This is a genomic window from Xenorhabdus mauleonii, from assembly GCF_900113945.1.
GTDB lineage: Bacteria > Pseudomonadota > Gammaproteobacteria > Enterobacterales > Enterobacteriaceae > Xenorhabdus > Xenorhabdus mauleonii.
Map to the genome: position 1 here is coordinate 88,811 of NZ_FORG01000009.1, position 18,789 is coordinate 107,599.

The 18,789-nt window shown below is 45.6% G+C and carries 17 protein-coding genes and 1 riboswitch; of the genes, 8 read left to right on the forward strand and 9 right to left on the reverse strand.

Features of this window, described 5'->3' with window-relative positions:
• Window positions 1-112: 112 nt before the first annotated feature.
• The gene (gene plsY / locus BM100_RS10715) at window positions 113-766 is read right to left on the reverse strand and encodes a glycerol-3-phosphate 1-O-acyltransferase PlsY (RefSeq protein WP_092510744.1); all 654 of its coding nucleotides are present in this window, start codon (window positions 764-766) and stop codon (window positions 113-115) included.
• Window positions 767-875: 109 nt separating this feature from the next.
• Between plsY and folB the strand changes: the two genes are divergently transcribed.
• Window positions 876-1,229 (forward strand): bifunctional dihydroneopterin aldolase/7,8-dihydroneopterin epimerase, encoded by a 354-nt coding sequence (gene folB / locus BM100_RS10720; protein ID WP_092510885.1) that lies wholly within the window; start codon window positions 876-878, stop codon window positions 1,227-1,229.
• Window positions 1,230-1,317: 88 nt separating this feature from the next.
• Here the strand turns inward: folB and BM100_RS10725 are convergent, their stop codons facing one another.
• Both BM100_RS10725 and BM100_RS10730 read right to left on the reverse strand, forming a co-directional pair.
• Window positions 1,318-2,505 carry a multifunctional CCA addition/repair protein gene (locus BM100_RS10725; protein ID WP_092510746.1) on the reverse strand — a complete coding sequence of 396 codons (1,188 nt, stop codon included), beginning with the start codon at window positions 2,503-2,505 and terminating at the stop codon, window positions 1,318-1,320.
• Window positions 2,506-2,520: 15 nt separating this feature from the next.
• Complete coding sequence (locus BM100_RS10730) at window positions 2,521-3,141, reverse strand: TIGR04211 family SH3 domain-containing protein (protein ID WP_092510748.1); 621 nt, start codon at window positions 3,139-3,141, stop codon at window positions 2,521-2,523.
• Between the two features lie 270 nt (window positions 3,142-3,411).
• Here BM100_RS10730 and BM100_RS10735 point away from each other — a divergent pair, with 270 nt between their 5' ends.
• From BM100_RS10735 to hldE, 3 genes are all read left to right on the forward strand, one after another.
• Window positions 3,412-4,425 (forward strand): CYTH domain-containing protein, encoded by a 1,014-nt coding sequence (locus tag BM100_RS10735; RefSeq protein WP_092510750.1) that lies wholly within the window; start codon window positions 3,412-3,414, stop codon window positions 4,423-4,425.
• 116 nt (window positions 4,426-4,541) lie between these two features.
• Window positions 4,542-7,382, forward strand: coding sequence for a bifunctional [glutamate--ammonia ligase]-adenylyl-L-tyrosine phosphorylase/[glutamate--ammonia-ligase] adenylyltransferase (glnE, locus tag BM100_RS10740; protein WP_092510752.1), 2,841 nt, complete (start codon window positions 4,542-4,544; stop codon window positions 7,380-7,382).
• A gap of 99 nt (window positions 7,383-7,481) precedes the next feature.
• Entirely contained in the window at window positions 7,482-8,906 is a 1,425-nt protein-coding gene (hldE, locus tag BM100_RS10745; protein WP_092510754.1) for a bifunctional D-glycero-beta-D-manno-heptose-7-phosphate kinase/D-glycero-beta-D-manno-heptose 1-phosphate adenylyltransferase HldE, read from the forward strand.
• A gap of 83 nt (window positions 8,907-8,989) precedes the next feature.
• Here the strand turns inward: hldE and loiP are convergent, their stop codons facing one another.
• Together loiP and BM100_RS10760 are read right to left on the reverse strand one after the other, a co-directional pair.
• The gene (loiP, locus tag BM100_RS10750; RefSeq protein WP_092510756.1) at window positions 8,990-9,742 is read right to left on the reverse strand and encodes a metalloprotease LoiP; all 753 of its coding nucleotides are present in this window, start codon (window positions 9,740-9,742) and stop codon (window positions 8,990-8,992) included.
• Window positions 9,743-10,083: 341 nt separating this feature from the next.
• The gene (locus tag BM100_RS10760; RefSeq protein ID WP_092510759.1) at window positions 10,084-10,350 is read right to left on the reverse strand and encodes a hypothetical protein; all 267 of its coding nucleotides are present in this window, start codon (window positions 10,348-10,350) and stop codon (window positions 10,084-10,086) included.
• A gap of 519 nt (window positions 10,351-10,869) precedes the next feature.
• Here BM100_RS10760 and BM100_RS10765 point away from each other — a divergent pair.
• Window positions 10,870-11,673 (forward strand): M15 family metallopeptidase, encoded by an 804-nt coding sequence (locus BM100_RS10765; RefSeq protein ID WP_211284496.1) that lies wholly within the window; start codon window positions 10,870-10,872, stop codon window positions 11,671-11,673.
• Window positions 11,674-11,746: 73 nt separating this feature from the next.
• On the opposite strand, the gene ubiK is transcribed toward BM100_RS10765, so the two are convergent.
• Window positions 11,747-12,040, reverse strand: coding sequence for a ubiquinone biosynthesis accessory factor UbiK (ubiK, locus tag BM100_RS10770; RefSeq protein WP_092510761.1), 294 nt, complete (start codon window positions 12,038-12,040; stop codon window positions 11,747-11,749).
• A 137-nt stretch (window positions 12,041-12,177) separates the two neighbouring features.
• A riboswitch (FMN riboswitch) is annotated at window positions 12,178-12,373 on the forward strand.
• 118 nt (window positions 12,374-12,491) lie between these two features.
• Here ubiK and ribB point away from each other — a divergent pair.
• Window positions 12,492-13,145: a 3,4-dihydroxy-2-butanone-4-phosphate synthase gene (gene ribB / locus BM100_RS10775; protein WP_092510763.1), complete on the forward strand. Its 654-nt coding sequence runs from the start codon at window positions 12,492-12,494 to the stop codon at window positions 13,143-13,145.
• Window positions 13,146-13,513: 368 nt separating this feature from the next.
• Window positions 13,514-14,290, forward strand: coding sequence for a 4,5-DOPA-extradiol-dioxygenase (gene ygiD / locus BM100_RS10780; RefSeq protein ID WP_092510765.1), 777 nt, complete (start codon window positions 13,514-13,516; stop codon window positions 14,288-14,290).
• Between the two features lie 152 nt (window positions 14,291-14,442).
• Here the strand turns inward: ygiD and BM100_RS10785 are convergent, their stop codons facing one another.
• From BM100_RS10785 to tolC, 3 genes are all read right to left on the reverse strand, one after another.
• Complete coding sequence (locus BM100_RS10785; protein WP_092510767.1) at window positions 14,443-15,603, reverse strand: glutathionylspermidine synthase family protein; 1,161 nt, start codon at window positions 15,601-15,603, stop codon at window positions 14,443-14,445.
• Between the two features lie 6 nt (window positions 15,604-15,609).
• Window positions 15,610-16,281 (reverse strand): DUF1190 family protein, encoded by a 672-nt coding sequence (locus tag BM100_RS10790; RefSeq protein ID WP_175494941.1) that lies wholly within the window; start codon window positions 16,279-16,281, stop codon window positions 15,610-15,612.
• A gap of 180 nt (window positions 16,282-16,461) precedes the next feature.
• On the reverse strand, window positions 16,462-17,838 hold the full coding sequence (gene tolC / locus BM100_RS10795; RefSeq protein WP_092510771.1) for an outer membrane channel protein TolC: 1,377 nt from the start codon (window positions 17,836-17,838) through the stop codon (window positions 16,462-16,464).
• A 217-nt stretch (window positions 17,839-18,055) separates the two neighbouring features.
• On the opposite strand from tolC, the gene nudF reads away from it, so the two are divergent.
• Complete coding sequence (gene nudF / locus BM100_RS10800; RefSeq protein WP_092510773.1) at window positions 18,056-18,727, forward strand: ADP-ribose diphosphatase; 672 nt, start codon at window positions 18,056-18,058, stop codon at window positions 18,725-18,727.
• Window positions 18,728-18,789: the final 62 nt, after the last annotated feature.

Here is an 18,789-nt window from a genome sequence, read left to right on the forward strand (position 1 = left end):
GAAAGAATGAAAGGTGATAGTAATGAGCGTATGTAATTTTGAGGATTACCAGTATGAATGTTATGGAATAATCCGATCTTGGTGAAGAAAGCCCCTGGCGGGGCATTCCGGCTTAATCGTCTTGCTGTTCTTTTGTGGCTTGAATTTTTTCTTTATCCGTCATCTCCTGTTTCTTTTTCAATTTCTGCCAGATACGGCTTTCTTGGCCGCGCCAGAGACGCTGGATGTTATCGTGGTGACGTACTAATACTAAACATGACAACATCGCGACAGGAAAGGTAAATTCGGGTTTGAACCACCAGACATAAAAAGGTGCGATTAATGCGCTGACGATGGCTCCCAATGATGAGTAGCCACTTAATAGCACCGTCATCAGCCACGTACCGGCCACTAATCCTGTAAGATCCCAACCAATGGCTGCAATGGAGCCGAAGGCCGTCGCTACCCCTTTTCCGCCCTTGAAATGGAAGAAAACCGGATAAATGTGTCCCAAACAGGCGGCAATGGCGATAACGCCTAAATAGAATGGGGGAATATTGAGCTTGTATGCCAGCCAAACTGGGATCATTCCTTTTAATACATCACAAACCAGCACTGCCAAGGCAGCCCATTTACCTCCGATGCGCAGTACATTTGTGGCCCCTGGGTTACCCGAGCCATGTTGGCGGGGATCGGGAAGCCTTGCCAAACGGCATATCAATATCGCGCTGGATATAGAGCCACATAAGTACGCGAAGATGATCATGCCAAGCGCGATTGCACTCATAAGATATCTCCAATGAATAAGGGTCGTTTTCTTAAGTCTAACAATGGATAATACGCACATTTCGCCGGAAGTGGTATCTGGCGAACCGAAAAACGGGGAAAAGGTCGTGATGGATATCGTATTTATTGAAGAATTAACCGTGGTTACGACGATTGGTGTTTATGATTGGGAACAGACGATCAAACAGAAATTAGTGTTCGATATCGAAATGGGCTGGGATAACAAACGCGCATCTTCCAGTGATAACGTTGAGCACTGTCTGGATTATTCCAAGGTCAGTGAAGCGGTGATTGAACACGTGGAAAACCAGCGCTTTGCTTTGGTTGAGCGGGTGGCGGAAGAAGTGGCGAATATCTTGTTGGAGCAGTTTCATTCGCCTTGGGTCAAAATCAAAGTCAGTAAACCGGGCGCAGTCGCGCAAGCGAAAAGTGTTGGCGTGGTGATTGAACGGAGAGCGGGTTAATTGTTGCGTTCTTTTGGCAATGGCCGCAAAAAGGCGTCCCAATTATAAGGGTGATTTGGGACGCTTGTGTTCGTTGCCAGAAATCACTTCACTGAGCTTTTTTCCAGTTTGCGATGGCAATATGTCGTTGGCGTTCTAACTCTGTGCGAATTTCAGCGCCCTGAAATCCACGGGCAATGACTTCTTGAACGTTGACCTGATTGGCAATTGCAAATGCGCCGCGTAAATAATTCCCTTGAGGGTAATTATCTTGTCGCTGGTGTTCCGGATCCGTGTATGCACGGCTGTCTGCTTCACTGCACCTTATTAATTGTTCAATGCGTTGTGGTTTGCGCCAGGCGTCTACGGCATTAAACATGGTCAACAACGCTTCCGGGAGAAGCTGTTCTGCTTTATGCACCCAAGTGTGGTATTGCGTCACAATCATGATCAAGTCACGGATTGCATTGGGGATGCGTAGGTGTTCACACATTTGTTTTGCTGGTATGGCACCGACATGGCCGCAGAAGGCGGCGAACCGGATGTCTGTCTCCTCACTCAATTGAGTGGCGATTTTCAACACGTGCAATGAGTGAAGGCCGGCATCAAGTTCAAGCGGTAGCTTTTCCTGTGCTTTTTCCCGTAAAGGAGTGCCAAACAAGTTATCGATTTCAGGGAAAAGTACAGTCAATGCCCCGCAATCGCGCAGAACTTGAAAGTAAGTTTGTGGCGATTGTGACACGAGGGCTTTTTCTGTTTCCCGCCAAACGCGTTCCGGTGTCAAAGAAGATAATTCACCGCTTGTCACCATTTCCGTGATGAGGGATTGTGTTTCCGGTGCGATTGAAAAACCCAAATGGGCAAAGCGGGCCGCAAAACGAGCCAAGCGTAGAACCCGCAGTGGATCTTCTGAAAATGCGGCTGAAACATGGCGCAGTATCCGGCTTTCGAGATCATTGATACCGTGGTAGGGATCAATAAGTTCACCGTCGGGGGATTGTGCGATGGCGTTAATGGTCAAATCACGCCGCAGCAGATCTTCTTCCAATGTGACATCGGGAGCGGCGTAACAGGTAAAACCCGTGTAGCCCTGTCCCGATTTTCTTTCTGTTCGCGCTAAGGCATACTCTTCGTGGGTCTTGGGATGCAAAAAAACAGGGAAATCTTTCCCAACTTGTTGATATCCCTTTGAAATAAGTTCATCAGGATTGCCGCCGACGACAACCCAATCCCTTTCGGTGACGGGAAGACCCAGTAATTGATCACGCACTGCACCGCCAACCAAATAGACTTTCACTCTGATTTCCTTAAATTAGCTCATCCAGCGATCTTTCTTCTTACGGCGCGGAATAATATGCGGCAATACAAGACCTAAAAGCAGGCCGATACCCGCAACACCACCGCCGTACATAAACCACTGCAAGATGATTTCTCTTTGTTTATCATCCAATTGTAAGTTGGCAGCATCCACTTTTTTCTCGGCTACAGTCAACTTATTCCGGAGTTTGGCATTTTCTTTTTCCAGATCGCTGATGAGCTTATCGCTGGTCGCAACTTTGTTTTGTAATTCCGCAGTGCGTTCATTCCATTTTTCGTCAATATTTGCCAGATTGTCTGTGAGGGTTTTGATCTTTTCTTCCATGGCAGGAAGGCGCTCGCGTAAGCTGGGGATATTGCGGAGTTCACTTGAAAGTACCCAGCTTGTGCGCCCTTTATGATCTTTTATCTGCAGGAAACCATTTTCTGGTTTTGAGCTGAGCAGTGTGACCTCTTCTCCGGCATTCAATGAGCCAATGATACGGTTCCCGACGCTTGGGCCACTGCGAATGTATGCGGACAGCTCATCAGAAATGTAACGCTTTTCTTCAGCGTGTACGGATAATGGGAGTGTAAAACCCAGTAACAGGATAAATAATCGATGTAGTTTTTTCATTCTGTATTCAACTGTTTTTGTTTATGGAGCAATTGTGATTCAAACTACTCAACTGATAGTAAAGAGTTAAGTTTGTGGGTGCAATCAGTAAACCAGAATGTTTGCTCTCTCAACGGACCGAATACAGGCATTGTTAGGGTTTTTTTTAGTGAAGTAAGTATGATGCTTGTGGAGATAACCGCCTATTGTGGTTTATTTTTTTCTTTCTATGCAACAAAGTGTAGGCAGAATGAAAAGCAAAATTTGCTATATGAATTGAGGAATAAAAATATGAGTTCTATAGAAATAGAGTTGAAACTGTCGGTGAAGCCTGATGCGATATCGGCGGTTCGCCAGCAGTTATTTCAGTTTCCTCATGACTACACTTCACCACAGCATTTGACAAATATTTATTATGAAACGCCGGATAATCAATTGCGGCGTTGGGATATGGGGCTGCGTATTCGTGGGTTTGATGGGCACTATGAAATGACCATTAAAACCGCAGGTAAAGTTGTGGGGGGATTGCATCAACGTCCTGAATTCAACGTGCCTTTGCATCGTCCCGAATTGGATTTGGCTCAATTTCCTTCCCATATCTGGCCTGAAAATACCTCTCTTTCACATCTGCAAGCTCAATTGAATGCATTATTCAGTACGGATTTCAGCCGTGAGAAATGGCTTGTATCTTATGGGCAGAGTGAAATTGAAGTCGTGCTGGATCAGGGTATGATTTTTGCCGGAGATAGCCGTGCTGAAAAGCAGGCCACGCCAATTTGTGAGTTTGAGCTGGAATTGATAAACGGCAATGTCACTGATGTTTTATCACTGGCAAATAAACTGGCTTCACACAATGGGTTGCGTCTGGCAAATAAAAGTAAAGCTGCGCGGGGATATGCGCTTGTGCAAGCGTTGTCACAGGCATCGCCACAAATATCCCCACAAACTTCGTTACCCAATGTTGCCGAAAAGTTGGATTGGCAACAGCCATTGCTAGTGCTGCTGTCCGAAATTCTGGCCCAATGGCAGACACAGGAAGAAGGCTGGCTGGCCGGGCTGGCGGCAGGTAAAACGGGATTGATGCAGATTCTTCTGTGGGTGGAAGAACTGCTTGAAAAGCAGGCCGCACGCCTACCGGAAGAGGTGGAACGATTGCCTGATTTATTGTCCGAATTAAGGAATAAATTATCAGTTGCCAATGCCGATGAGGATAGAGAAACAAAAGCCGAAGAATTGTGTTACAGCACTTCATGGCTGCAATGTAAGCTGGCGTTAACGCAGTGGCTGTTAGTTCAATCTCTATAAAATCGGCTCGATAAACCCAGCCCAATAATTTTACGCTCCCGATTATATCCCTTGATTGCTTTAACAGTTATCAGGGGCAATGAGCGGTCATACATGGTATCAAGGGAAACCCAGTTATGTTGCCACTTTCATCGCCTTTAGCCCAACAAGTACAGCGCATCATTGCCAATTTCCACCCATCCGGGGAGGCAGCCACATCCTTTGCTCCCCATGAGCAAGCCGTTCTGTCACTAAGTGATTTTGTCGCTGAAAACTTGCAGTCACATCCTGCTTGGCTGGAGGATATCCGTCAGTCGTCCCCGCAACCGGAGGAGTGGCAAGATTACGCCCATTGGTTGGACGAGGCATTGGCTACGGTAAACGATGAAAATAATTTGATGCGGGTGTTGCGGCTGTTTCGCCATCGTATGCTGGTCAGGATTGCATGGCAGCAGGCATTGAAAATAAGTGCAACAGAGCAAACTTTGCAGCAGTTGAGCATGTTGGCAGAAACTTTGATTATGGCCGCCCGTGACTGGCTTTATCTGCGTTGTTGCCAAGATTGGGGAACTCCCACCAATAGTGAAGGATTGGCTCAGCCATTATTAATTCTGGGGATGGGAAAATTAGGCGGTGGAGAACTCAATTTTTCCTCAGATATCGATCTTATTTTTGCTTATCCGGAAAATGGCGTAACCCAAGGCGGGCGCCGCGAAATGGATAACTCCCAATTTTTTACTCGGTTGGGTCAGAAGCTGATTAAAGTGTTGGATCAACAAACAGTAGACGGGTTTGTTTATCGTGTTGATATGAGGTTGCGTCCATTTGGCGACAGTGGGCCGCTGGTTTTCAGTTTTTCGGCTCTGGAAGATTATTATCAGGAACAAGGGCGGGACTGGGAACGTTACGCGTTGGTGAAAGCGCGCATTTTAGGGCACGACGGGCTGGCATATTGTCAGGAATTGCGCCTGATGTTGCGCCCGTTTGTTTTTCGCCGTTATATCGATTTCAGTGTGATTCAATCCTTGCGCAATATGAAGGGCATGATTGAACGGGAAGTTCGCCGTCGCGGATTAAAAGAAAATATTAAACTGGGGGCTGGGGGGATTCGGGAAATCGAATTTATCACCCAAGTCTTTCAGCTTATTCGTGGAGGAAGGGAACCGAGCCTGCAATCCCGTTCCTTGTTGCCGGCATTAAAGGCCATTGAAGAATTATCCCTATTGTCGCCAGAACAGGTCAATCGGCTTGAAGAAAGCTACCTGTTCTTGCGTCGGCTTGAAAATTTACTGCAATCAATTCGCGATCAACAAACACAAACGTTGCCGGATAATGAGCTGGATCGCGCCCGCCTTTCTTGGGGAATGGGATTTGTCGATTGGGCGGAGTTGATGGTTGAAACCGAACGCAAGATGAATGCAGTTCGCGATATTTTCCAGCAGTTGATTGGCGACGAAGCTGAAGAAAATGGTGAGGAAGCGAGCCATGTGCCATTTAAGAGTTTATGGCTCGAGACGTTAAATCAGGACGAACTCAGCCCATTGGTTCTCCACCTTTCTGGTGATGAAGCCCAGAAAATGCTTGATGTGATAGCACTTTTCCGTCAGGACATCAGCAAGCGAACTATCGGCCCACGGGGGCGGGACGTCCTTGATCAATTGATGCCGCGCTTATTGGCAAAAGTTGGGGAACGGAAAGATGCCAATACGGTATTGGAGCGAATTATTCCCCTGCTGCTGAGTATCGTCAGCCGCACGACTTATCTGGAGTTGATGCTGGAATCTGAGCAGGTGATGATCCATGTCATCCGCCTGTGTGCGGCTTCCCCGATGATTGCCAGCCAGCTTACCCGCCATCCATTGTTGTTGGATGAATTGATCGACCCAAAATCACTGTATCAGCCGCTGCCAATAGAAGCTTATCGCGATGAGCTTTACCAATATCTGCTGCGTATTCCTGAGGGGGATGATGAGCAGTTGCTGGAGGCATTGCGTCAGTTCAAGCAAGCCCAATTACTGCGGATTGCGGCAGAAGACATTGCAGGTGTTCTGCCTGTGATGAAGGTAAGCGATCATCTGACTTATCTGGCCGAAGCCATTATTGAGGCAGTTGTTCAGCAAGCATGGAATCAGATGGTAAAACGTTATGGCGCTCCTGCCCATTTATCCCAGCGGCAGGGAATGGGATTTGCCATTATCGGTTACGGCAAATTGGGAGGATGGGAGCTGGGCTATAGCTCTGATCTGGATCTGGTATTTTTGCTGGATTGCCCGATGGGCGTAATGACGGGTGGCCCTCGTTCCATTGATGCAAGGCAGTTTTATTTGCGCCTTGCCCAGCGGATTATTCACTTGTTCAGCACCCGAACCGCATCGGGGATATTGTATGATGTTGATGCGCGTTTGCGCCCATCCGGCGAATCCGGAATGTTGGTCAGCACACTTGAAGCCTTTGACGATTACCAGAAAAACGAAGCGTGGACATGGGAACATCAAGCGTTGATCCGCGCCCGCATGGTTTTCGGTGATGAAAAAATGCGTAATGATTTTGAACGCATTCGCCGTGAAACGTTGTGCCGTTCCCGCGAGCCTGCGCTTTTGCGCCAACAGGTGCGTGAAATGAGAGAAAAGATGCATCAACATCTGGGCAGCTCTCAACCGGATCAATTTGATATCAAAGCCGATCCGGGGGGGATCACCGATATTGAATTTATCGCTCAGTATCAGGTTCTGCGTTATGCGCCAGAAAATGCCAAATTGACCCGTTGGTCGGATAATGTGCGGATTTTCGAACTCATGGCAAACCACAATATTATGGATGAGCAGGAAGCAATGGCTTTGACACAGGCCTACATTACCATGCGTGATGAACTGCATCACTTGGCCTTGCAAGCGTTGTCCAGCCGCGTTTCAGCGGATCATTTCAATCAGCAGAAAACGTTGGTGCTCACTAGCTGGCAAAAATGGCTCGGAGAGTAATCAGTGCATGAATTGTCGCTTTTCATTATGGAACTTGCTGGCATTCAGCTTGATTATGGTAATATCCGCAACAGTTTATTTTGATATTTGGAGTATGGGATGAAAGTAGCACTCCCTGATTTTCACCGTGCAGGTGTTTTGGTTGTTGGCGATGTTATGTTAGACCGCTATTGGTATGGCCCGACTAGTCGTATTTCACCGGAAGCACCGGTTCCCGTCGTTAAAGTCGAAAACATTGAAGAGCGTCCGGGCGGAGCGGCCAACGTTGCCATGAATATTGCATCATTGGGTGCTAATTCACGTTTGGTAGGGTTAACCGGCATTGATGATGCAGCACGGGCCTTGAGTGAAAAACTGGGCAGTGTCAAAGTCCAATGTGATTTTGTTTCTGTTCCAACCCACCCAACTATCACAAAATTGCGAGTGTTATCGCGTAATCAGCAGTTGCTTCGCTTGGATTTTGAAGAAGGCTTCCAGAATGTGGATGCCCAGCCGATGCTGGAGAAGATCCAACAAGCATTGCCACATATTGGGGCGCTGGTGCTGTCGGATTATGCCAAGGGAGCGTTGAATCAAGTTCAGGCTATGATCAAGCTGGCTAATGAAGCCAATGTTCCGGTACTGATCGATCCGAAAGGCAGTGATTTTGAGCGTTATCGCGGTGCTACGCTGCTCACGCCAAACATGTCAGAGTTTGAGGCTGTTGTCGGGCATTGCAAAGATGATGATGATTTGGTTCAAAAGGGAACGAAACTGGTACAGGCCTTGGAATTGAAGGCGTTGTTGATCACCCGTTCTGAGCGCGGAATGAGCTTACTGAGAGTAGGCCAGCCTCCTTTACATTTACCGACTCAGGCGCAAGAGGTTTTTGATGTCACTGGCGCGGGAGATACCGTAATTGGCGTGTTGGCAACGGCACTGGCTGCTGGCAAGCCATTGAATGAGGCTTGTTATCTGGCCAATGCAGCCGCAGGTGTGGTTGTCGGTAAACTGGGAACGTCGACCGTTTCGCCTATCGAACTGGAAAATGCAGTGCGTGGTCGCGCGGAAACCGGATTTGGCGTGATGACTGAAACCCGGTTGAAAGAGGTGGTTGCACAAGCCCGTCAGCGCGGTGAACGCATCGTGATGACTAATGGTTGCTTTGATATTCTTCATGCCGGCCATGTTTCCTATCTCTCCAACGCGCGCAAATTGGGCGATCGCTTAATTGTTGCCGTCAACAGTGATGCTTCCACCAAACGATTGAAAGGGGAAACTCGCCCGGTCAATCCATTGGAACAGCGCATGATCGTATTATCCGCACTGGAATCTGTTGATTGGGTGGTGGAATTTGAAGAAGATACACCACAACGCTTAATTGCCGATATCCTGCCGGATATTTTGGTAAAAGGTGGTGATTACAAACCGGAAGAAATTGCCGGCAGTGAGGAAGTTTGGGCTGCGGGCGGCGAAGTCAAAGTATTGAACTTCGAAGATGGGATCTCCACGACCAATATCATTAAAACGATTAAGTGCCAGTAAAAAGCAACAATCAAAAGTAAAAAATAAAAAGCGGTGCCAAATGGCACCGCGGCATCCTGTACGACACTGATGTACAGAACAGATTATTTTTTGTCTGAGGAAATACGGGAACGAATGTGTTGAGCGCGCTCTTCTGAAGGCGGGTGTGAATCAAACATGCTGGATTGACCACCGCCCAGTTTAGCCAGTTTCTCGAAGCCGGTGACTAAACCTTCGGTTTTGACACCGCGTTTTTTCAGAAGATCATAAGAAAAATCATCAGCCTGACTTTCCTGATGCTGTGAGAACTGTGAGTTGATAAGTTTTTCACCCAGCTCTGCAAACTGAGAATTGCTCAACTGTGCGGCTACACCACCCGCTGATGCTGCTGCGGTACGTGCCGCAACGGCCGCATAAGCAACCTGAATAGCTTTACGTGAATGCCCCAGCGCAACGTGACCCATTTCATGGCCCAGAACGCCTTCAACTTCGTTATTGTTCATCATATCCATCAAGCCACTGTAAACACGCACACAACCGTTAGCCATTGCCCATGCGTTCACATCTTTGGTCAGATAAACTTTATAGTTAACAGGGGTGCCGTTAACTTCGTTACCTAATGCTTTGGCGATTTTGTTCAGACGCTTAGTGTACTGGCTGGATGCCGGTGCAATTTTATTCTTTGCATCCATTTCGTGGCACGATTGATCTGCGATATGTTTGACATCTGCATCCCCCAGAGTTGCTGCCTGGAATAATTGCATTCCAGATTGGGCCAGCATTCCTTGATTTAGATTGCTGCAACCTGCCAGAATCGTGGTAGAAACAGCCATTGCAACAAGAGCTTTCATTTTCATAATATTATGTTTTTCCTTGGCAACATACGTGAAATACGAACAACTATAATATAGTTAATATTATTAATTAATCTCATGAATTTTTCAAAGAATTATATCCCCGTCGTCTTTCAAGTTGCTTTTTTGTTGGCTGCGTTGATTCACACCGGCCACCGTTTTTATAAATATACGGTTATCTATGCTCTCGGGGATTATGAGAGGATCCGGCCTCTCACCGGAGGCCAGCCTTTGGTTGTTCAAATTCGTTTCCGACGAATGCGCCATTCCCTTTCTGCCGTGACGCATCTTGAAGTACAACGGGTATACATAAAATGGTGAGTTGAGGTGTGAAAATTCACATATTAATATGTTTTTTTATTGTATTTTTTATTAATGTATTCCATGGCAGTTACCACAGATTGATATTTAAAAATATGTGAATCACCATTAAAAATACCATCCAGGCCCGAGAGGTTGGGGTCATTGTAAATATCATGATTTGGTTTCAGATATCCATCTTTATAATAATAAGCGTATATCTCATAGGATTCGCCATTAATCTTAAATTCATTATGGTTGTGTTTCCACGAAACAATCACAATGGCATTTCTCATTCCTGCAATCTTCATGAAAAAGTTCATCTGAAATGCTTTGATGCTCCATGAAGAGATACTGCTGCATATACCGTGTATAAAAATCATTCGTAATTTGCTCTGGTGATGAATGTTCTGTTTTAGCAAATACATTTATTGGTGCACACATGAACATAAAAGCCATAAAGTAAAGAAAACAACTTAACAATGATGACCGCCTCATTTATCTATCCTTTTTATTATAATAAATCCAGCCTTAGCTAATTTTCTGCAACCAGAAATATAACAAATGTTATTTCCATTAGATAGAGAGATAATTTCTATTTCTTGGCGGGAAAATAAAGTCAGTAATTATTATTAGCTTAAACTATAAGATATTATGTAACAGGTTCTGCCACATTCATTCTGATTGAACTGGGTACAGTGTGGTCAAAATGGTTGGAGTAGTTGTCTATGATTATTTATTATTCATGATGATACAAATATGAATGATTCGTTAAAATGAAAATAATTATTATGATGGTAAGATGTTGATTGTTTATTTTTGAGTGAATTATGAAAATATTTAAGGTTATTATTTTATCGATATTTTTATTTCCGGTTTATGTCTTAGCAAAAGTGTCTCCGTTAACGCCAGAGGATTGCCAAAAAATGGCATTTTCGGGTGTGATAACAAAAAGTAATCCAGTACCTTGTGACAGATTAAATATCGTTAATTTCAATTACATTGATTTTTCAGGGAATAAAAATACCGGAAAAGTTATCGTTCTCGATGTAGTTGCATTGCAGGCAGAGAATATTTTCAATGAATTGTTATTGGCGAAATTCCCGATACATAAGGCATTGGCAATAGAGCATTATAACGGGGATGATCAGGCTTCAATGCGTGATAATAACACATCTGCATTTAACGGAAGAAAGATAACGGGCGCTTCATCATGGTCAAAGCATGCGTATGGCGCAGCCATCGATATCAATCCATTACAGAACCCGTTTTTAGGCTTTAATTCAAATGGGGTGCCCTATGTTTTGCCTGAAAACAGCGCAGAACAATACTTAAATAGAATAGCTAAAAGACCCGGAAAAATGGCAAGGAAAGGAATGTCGGAAGAAGTCATTGATATATTTTTATCAAATGGTTTTATGCGATGGGGTGGCTATTGGGATACTCCGATCGATTACCAGCATTTTGAAGTAGGCAGTCTAGAATTTATTGAGAGTTTATTGAAAAAACCATTATCCATAGCAAGAATGGAATTCAAAGAATACGGTGATAATTATCGGTTATGCATGAAAAATGTGCAGCCTAATAACATCGAATTCACAAGAGCTGCATGTGTGGAGAAAAATATACGTTAATTGCCCTAAGAGCCTAATGAGTTAGGCTCTAAATTTTTATTGAGGAAAACGCGGTTAAATTCCTCTAATACAATTATTCAGCCTGCTCGTTTTTTGGTTCTGATCCTTCTTGCTGGTTTGATCCTTCGAGGCGGGCTTCCAATTCATTCAAACGCTGTTCCATCGCGACCAATTTTTCACGGGTACGCAACAGGACTTGAGTCTGAACGTCAAACTCTTCCCGGCTGACGAGATCCAGTTTACTCAACTGAGATTGCAAAACAGTGCGCAATTTTTTTTCGACATCATCGCCGAACTCTTTGACGCCCTTTGGCATGGCGCTGTGAATTTGGCGGGCAATTTGTTCAATTTTCTTTGGGTCGAGCATGATGAGCATCCTTTTGCTAAATAGAAATAGTTGCGAGTATTTTAATGCCTAATGCTGAAAGCATAAATGATTGAGAGCCAGGTTTCATATTTGATTTTGTTGATTGCCCCTGTCGATTATAAAGGCTATAGTGCAAATGTTTATCTCAGGGCAGGGTGAAAGTCCCTACCGGCGGTAACGTGAAATTAACCGATGCTATTTTAAGCAATCATATTTCATGAAGCCCGCGAGCGCTCTGTTTGTTGTTATCCCTAAGCGGATAATAAATAGAGGTCAGCAGATCCAGTGTGATTCTGGAGCCGACGGTGATAGTCCGGATGGGAGAGAATAACAGCATCAATCGAGTGCTTGCGCTCGTCTGTTGTTTTTGTTGCCGTATTTTTGTGCAGCATGAACTCCTCAAAATTGCCCTGATTCTGGTAATCCATACAATTAAAGAGGTTTCTTTACCATGAATCAGACGCTACTTTCCTCATATGGGACGCCATTTGAACGTGTTGAACGCGCGCTTGCTGCTTTGCGTGCGGGTCAGGGCGTAATGGTATTGGATGACGAAAATCGTGAAAATGAAGGTGACATGATTTTCGCCGCCGAAACAATGACGGTAGAACAAATGGCACTGACCATCCGCCATGGCAGTGGCATTGTTTGTCTTTGCCTGACAGAAGAGCGCCGTCAGCAGCTTAAATTACCAATGATGGTAGAAAGCAATTCCAGCCAGTACCAAACAGCTTTCACAGTGACTATTGAAGCCGCACAAGGTGTAACCACCGGGGTTTCTGCCGCAGATCGCATTACCACTATCCAAGCTGCCATTGCCGATGATGCACAACCAAGCGATTTGAATCGGCCCGGGCATGTGTTCCCTCTGCGCGCACAATCCGGAGGGGTTTTGACTCGCCGTGGTCATACTGAAGCAACTATTGATTTGGTTAAAATGGCAGGCTTTAAGCCAGCTGGAGTGCTGTGTGAATTAACCAATGATGATGGTTCAATGGCACGTGCTCCTGAAGTAATTGAATTTGCGCAACAGCATGATATGCCAGTTGTGACCATTGAAGATTTAGTCAGTTATCGCCTTAAAACAACAAAGGTAGCGAGTTGATGGCCTGCTTGGGTTGTTTATCTTAAAACAACAAACTAACAAGGCTAAAATTGTTGTTAAAAAATGATATTGTTTTCTTAAAGTTGGATAGAGAAAACGTATCGGGATAGAATATATCGGTTTATACTCACCCACTTTCAAATCGCAGGGCTGTCAAAGTACTGTAGTTTGGGAAGTGGGGAGAAATATCGCATGCACGCTTGTAAGGCCACAGTCCCACACCCTGTGGCCTTTCAGTATTTTTGAAAGACCCCATCATTTTTGATTAGCAATATTCAAGGAAGAAAAGTCTTAATCTTGTCATAATTCTTTAATCATCATCCACAATTCATATTCGAAATGTTTAATTTGCTGTATAAGGGGCGAGAATGAGTCTCCTAAGAATGCCTGCTTTATTCGTTGGTCATGGTAGTCCGATGAATGCCATTGAAGATAATTATTACTCCCGTGCCTGGTTTGAATTGGGAAACAAACTGCTCAAGCCAAGGGCGATACTTGTGATTTCTGCACACTGGTATACGAATGGTACAGCAGTGACTGCGATGGCTCAGCCCAGAACTATCCACGATTTTGGTAATTTCCCGCGAGAGTTGCATGAAAAACAGTACCCGGCTAAAGGGTTCCCTGAGCTGGCGGTATTGGTGCAAGATATTCTTGATCCGATTGAGGTTGAAACGGATTTTGAGCATTGGGGACTGGATCATGGTTCTTGGGGAATATTGGCGAAAATGTATCCCGATGCAGATATTCCCGTTATTCAACTGAGCATGGATCGCAATCAACCGGCATCTTTCCATTATGAAGTCGGCAAGAAATTAGCGCTGTTGCGGGATGAGGGCGTGTTGATTATCGGCAGCGGCAATGTTGTGCATAACCTGCCGGCGGAAGTATTGGGAGCAGAACCTTTTCCTTGGGCACTCTCTTTTGAGCAGTTTGTGCGTGACAGTTTAACCAGCCTTGAAGAGCCTCATCCCCTGACTCATGCTTTGGAAAGGGAAGACGGTAAACTGTCGAATCCGACACCTGAGCACTTTTTACCGTTGTTGTATGTGATGGGAACATGGGATAAAAAAGAGCCGATTTCAACACCCGTAGAAGGGATTGAAGACGGCTCCTTGAGTATGCTATCGATTCAGGTCGGCTAACGATACTCACCGGCCATAGTTATCTATGTGGCCGGTGAGAGGCTTCTGTCTTTCTAAAGAGGCCCGCCTTGGGCAAATTCGCTACTTCTTTGCTGCCCTGACCACCACGATACCATTGGCAATCTATTGGGCGAGATCAATCCAAAACCATATCAATCTAAAATAATGTGAGGATAGAAACGTGATAAATCTTGCGTAATCAACCCTTGATCTTCGCGGATACAAATACCCGCAGATTGGTCATCCACCAGCCAACTACCAACTAACGTATAGTTATCACCAAATTTTGGCAACGCATGGAATTGCTGAACAATCATGCCTTCTTCCCCATAAGGGCCATCAGCATTGGCAATCTCCCGACCATTTTCAATGATCTGGATATTGGCTCCTTCACGGGAGAATAGCGGTTTAATGACATAGCTATCCATATCGGAAGGGCGCTCATCGGCGAAATACGCTGGTAGCAGGTTTGGATGATCCGGAAACATTTTCCACAACATCGGCAATAAGGCTTTATTGGAAATAATGCTCTTCCATGCCGGCTCCAGCCAGCGGACACCCGCGTCAGCAAGTTTAGTCGAGAACATTTCACGCAGCATGAATTCCCACGGATACAGCTTGAACAGGTTGCCGATCACTTGATCCTGCAAATCCGTAAACTGCCCTTTTTCACCCAGCCCGATATCCTCGATAAACAAGAACTCGGTTGGGATCCCCGCTTCTGCCGCGCAATCCTGCAAATATTGAATAGTGCCACGATCTTCTTCAGTATCCTGACAGCAAGCCATATGCAGCAGACCAAACCCATGCTTCTCGCGCAATTGGGTAAAACGGTCAATCAGTTTTTCTTGCAGGCTGTTGAACTGATCGGCATTTGACGGCAGGTTGCCTGCGTTGATCTGGTCTTCCAGCCAAATCCACTGAAAAAAGGCCGATTCGTACAACGACGTTGGTGTATCGGCGTTGTTTTCCAGCAGCTTCGGTGGATTTTTGCCATCATAGGCCAAATCCAAGCGGGAATAGAGTGAAGGCTGGCTGGTGACCCATGAAGAACGGACGAATTCCCAGCAATGTTTTGGGATCTGGAATTTGGTCAGCAGCTCTTCGCTGTTGACCACTTTTTCCACGACCTGCAAACACATTTGGTGCAGCTCTACCGTTGCATCTTCGATTTCTTCAATTTGAGCCAGTGTAAATTGGTAATAAGCCTCTTCACTCCAGTAAGGCTGGTCATACATGGTGTGAAAATTGAAACCGTATTCAGCTGCTTTTTCGCGCCAATCCGGGCGCTCGGTAATTCCAATGCGTTTCATTGTTGATTAACCACCCATAGAGCGGGAAGAATTAGAACTGGAGCTGGCAGATGAACGCTGCATAGACGACTGCTTCGCCACAGATTCACCGAACCCGCCGCGAGTAATTGTAGAAGTTGTCGCAGGTTTTGGCGCCATTGCGGTTTTTGGCACGGTCATGCTGCGGCCGCCGGCAGTGGCCGGGCCATAATTTTTACCCGTAGCATCAACAAATTTGCCATTCGCTGGGCTGGAAGCTGATTTTGATGTAAACAGCGGCTGCGATGGCGCAGCACTGCCACCCATCAAACGCCCCATCATGTAACCTGCCATCAACGGCATCCAGAAACTGCCGCTGCTGTTTTGTGCCTGAGCCTGACCGACGCCTGCCTGAGCCGGTGCCTGAGTACATTGTTGCTCACCAAACTCAGCGACACAATCTTCACGGGTGGCATATTTCGGCGCGGTTTTCTCCGCTTCTTTCAGGGCAGTGTTATAAGCGACTTTACACTGTTCGCTTTGAGAAGGATTCGCCTGAGAGCACTCATCGGCATTGGTATAGAGTGACACCGTTTCATCGTTCTGTTCACAGGCTGAGAGCAAGAAAGCCGCACTGATAGCAAGTGCTACAGGTGCCAGACGATAGCTGCGCCACGTTTTGCGGAAAGAATCGCGGTTTATCTCTTTTGTCCGTTTCATTGTCATAGGGGCATCCATCTTGAAGGTATCTGATTAGGATTAAGAGCGTATCCCATTCATATTACCTAATGGGAGCAGCGCTCAGGAAGCGTTAAAAAACAGCCCACACATTGGCGGGCTGCTTTTTAGTATAGCTTCTTTAATATAACGTTTTTTAATGTAAAACGATAGCTCATTAAATCAGCGGACTGGTGGTGTTTTCATCTCTTTGATGATATCGCTGGCAGAGGTTGAGATTTGTGCGCCCAGCATCTTGTTCAATGCGACCAAATCGTTTTCATTCAATGTGCCACGGGCTTGCTCATTCGCCAATTGGGAAAGCAGATAACTATAACGTGCTTGAGATAAGTTCTGCTTAGCCTGATACAACTTGGTTGTCGAGTCCAGCACATCAACAATAGTACGGGTTCCTACCTGATAGCCCGCTTCCATTGAGTCCAGTGAGCTTTGAGCAGAAAGAACAGCCTGTTTGTTGGCTTCAATACTACTGATGGCGCCGGAAATATTATTGGAAGAAGAACGCACATCTTGTATCACTTTGCGGTAGGTGTTTTCCAACGCTTGACTGGTGCTGACAAAATTATACTTTGCCTGTTCCACTTGGGAATAAGTGGCTCCGCCATTAAAGAGCGGTAAGCTTAACGATAACCCGACAGAGTTGTTTCCATTATAAGCATTTTTAGCTGCCTCATTTGGGGCACCAAGTGTTGTATGTGAGTTGGAGATACCTGTTTTCGCAGTTAAACCAATGGTTGGCATATAGCCAGTCTGCGAATCCTTGATTTGCTCGCGGCTTAAATCCTGCTGTAAACGTGCCGCCAACAGGCTAAGGTTACGAGCCTCTGCTTCTTTTAGGGTATTGTTGGCGGGCTCTGGTTGTTTGGTTTTGAACTGTTCGATATTCAATCCAGCCAACTGTGGGTAATGCATTCCCGTAATCATTCGCAGCGTTTCCAGCGAATTTTCTAACTGATTACGATCAGAGACTTCTTTCGCCAGAATTGAGTCATATTGTGCGCGGGCATTTTGCACATCAGTAATCGCAACCAGACCCACATTGAAGCGCTGTGTGGTTTGATCCAATTGGCGATAGAGCGATGCTTTCTGGGCTTCGGTGAATGTCAATGTATCAATTTTGTTCAGGGCGTCAAAGTAAGCGTGGGCAGTGTCCAGCATTAATTTTTGCTGGGCTACCTGATAATTGATATCGGCGATACCTGCACTCTTTTCTGCTTGGTTCAATTTATACCATTTTGACATATCAAAGACGATTTGGGTCAGAGACAGACCGGCATTTGCACCGTAGCTTTCTGTTTGTTTGGGAGAGCGGAAGCTTTTACTATAGTCAACATCTGCACCCAAACCCAATTGAGGCAGTAAGCTACTGCGCGCTATATTAATATTTTCAAAAACCGAATTGCGGTCAGCTTGTGCCTTAAGCAATTCAGGGTTTGTTTCTTTTGCTTGCTGATAAATCTGCAACAGATCGGCTGCATGGCTTGAAGTACTAAAACCTACCAGATTCATAGCGATAAAAAGAGAGAGCAATTTCTTCATTTGCGTTCCTTGTTGTGCAGCTATTTTGCTTAAGTTGCCTCTGCATAAAAAACTAATACCGTAGATTCTAGCAGAGAATGCCAGCAGGGTAGGGTGGCTGTTTGTGCCATATTGCCTCATTTTCCAGCTTGTTTGTACCATCGCATGAATTTATTTAGATCAAAATGACAAAATACATTTTAATAATAGGAAATCTTTAAAATAATCAGGGGGTTTTATGGGCAAAGAACAGGCCTCATCGCTGACTGCAACGGAACAGACGTTCACCGAGCAAACTTTTACAAAACAAGATGTTGAAATTACTTCCCGCAAGACACTCTACCGTGGTTTTTTCACCATGACGGAATATCAATTCAAACATCGACTGTTCCGGGGCGGATGGAGTGAAACCGTAAGACGTGAGGTTTTTGAACGGGGTCACGCGGGTGTTTTACTGCCTTACGATCCGGTGCGTGATGAAGTGGTTTTAATTGAACAAATTCGCATTCCCGCGATTGAAACCAGCCAAACCCCCTGGTTGCTGGAAGTCATTGCCGGCATGATCGAAGAAGGTGAAGAAGCCGAACAGGTTGTTCGTCGCGAAGCTATGGAAGAGGCGGGCATTGAAGTGAAACGCTGCCAGCCGGCACTGAGTTACCTTTCCAGCCCGGGCGGTACGACAGAGCGCATGAACGTGTTTGTTGGTGAAGTTGACACTTCCACTGCGTCAGGAATTCACGGTCTGGAAGGGGAACATGAAGATATTCGCGTTCTCGTTGTTAGCCGCGAGCAGGCTTATCAGTGGGTAGAAGAGGGCGTGATTGATAATGCGGCTTCGGTTATTGCAATACAGTGGCTGGCATTGCACCATAAAAAACTTAAGAAAGAATGGTTAGGGAACAATTCCTAATTTACGCTGGAAAACGGGAAGTGTGCCCCAGTCAGCAGATCTTTTGTATGAAGACACGTTAA

Coding starts and splice junctions, on each gene's coding strand:
- BM100_RS10760 (WP_092510759.1), bottom strand. CDS start 10,350: ATGAAGATTGCAGGAATGAGAAATGCCATTGTGATTGTTTCGTGGAAA.
- BM100_RS10730 (WP_092510748.1), bottom strand. CDS start 3,141: ATGAAAAAACTACATCGATTATTTATCCTGTTACTGGGTTTTACACTC.
- nudF (WP_092510773.1), top strand. CDS start 18,056: ATGGGCAAAGAACAGGCCTCATCGCTGACTGCAACGGAACAGACGTTC.
- BM100_RS10790 (WP_175494941.1), bottom strand. CDS start 16,281: ATGAAACGGACAAAAGAGATAAACCGCGATTCTTTCCGCAAAACGTGG.
- glnE (WP_092510752.1), top strand. CDS start 4,542: ATGTTGCCACTTTCATCGCCTTTAGCCCAACAAGTACAGCGCATCATT.
- BM100_RS10735 (WP_092510750.1), top strand. CDS start 3,412: ATGAGTTCTATAGAAATAGAGTTGAAACTGTCGGTGAAGCCTGATGCG.
- tolC (WP_092510771.1), bottom strand. CDS start 17,838: ATGAAGAAATTGCTCTCTCTTTTTATCGCTATGAATCTGGTAGGTTTT.
- hldE (WP_092510754.1), top strand. CDS start 7,482: ATGAAAGTAGCACTCCCTGATTTTCACCGTGCAGGTGTTTTGGTTGTT.
- ribB (WP_092510763.1), top strand. CDS start 12,492: ATGAATCAGACGCTACTTTCCTCATATGGGACGCCATTTGAACGTGTT.
- folB (WP_092510885.1), top strand. CDS start 876: ATGGATATCGTATTTATTGAAGAATTAACCGTGGTTACGACGATTGGT.
- BM100_RS10765 (WP_211284496.1), top strand. CDS start 10,870: ATGAAAATATTTAAGGTTATTATTTTATCGATATTTTTATTTCCGGTT.
- ygiD (WP_092510765.1), top strand. CDS start 13,514: ATGAGTCTCCTAAGAATGCCTGCTTTATTCGTTGGTCATGGTAGTCCG.
- plsY (WP_092510744.1), bottom strand. CDS start 766: ATGAGTGCAATCGCGCTTGGCATGATCATCTTCGCGTACTTATGTGGC.
- BM100_RS10785 (WP_092510767.1), bottom strand. CDS start 15,603: ATGAAACGCATTGGAATTACCGAGCGCCCGGATTGGCGCGAAAAAGCA.
- loiP (WP_092510756.1), bottom strand. CDS start 9,742: ATGAAAATGAAAGCTCTTGTTGCAATGGCTGTTTCTACCACGATTCTG.
- ubiK (WP_092510761.1), bottom strand. CDS start 12,040: ATGCTCGACCCAAAGAAAATTGAACAAATTGCCCGCCAAATTCACAGC.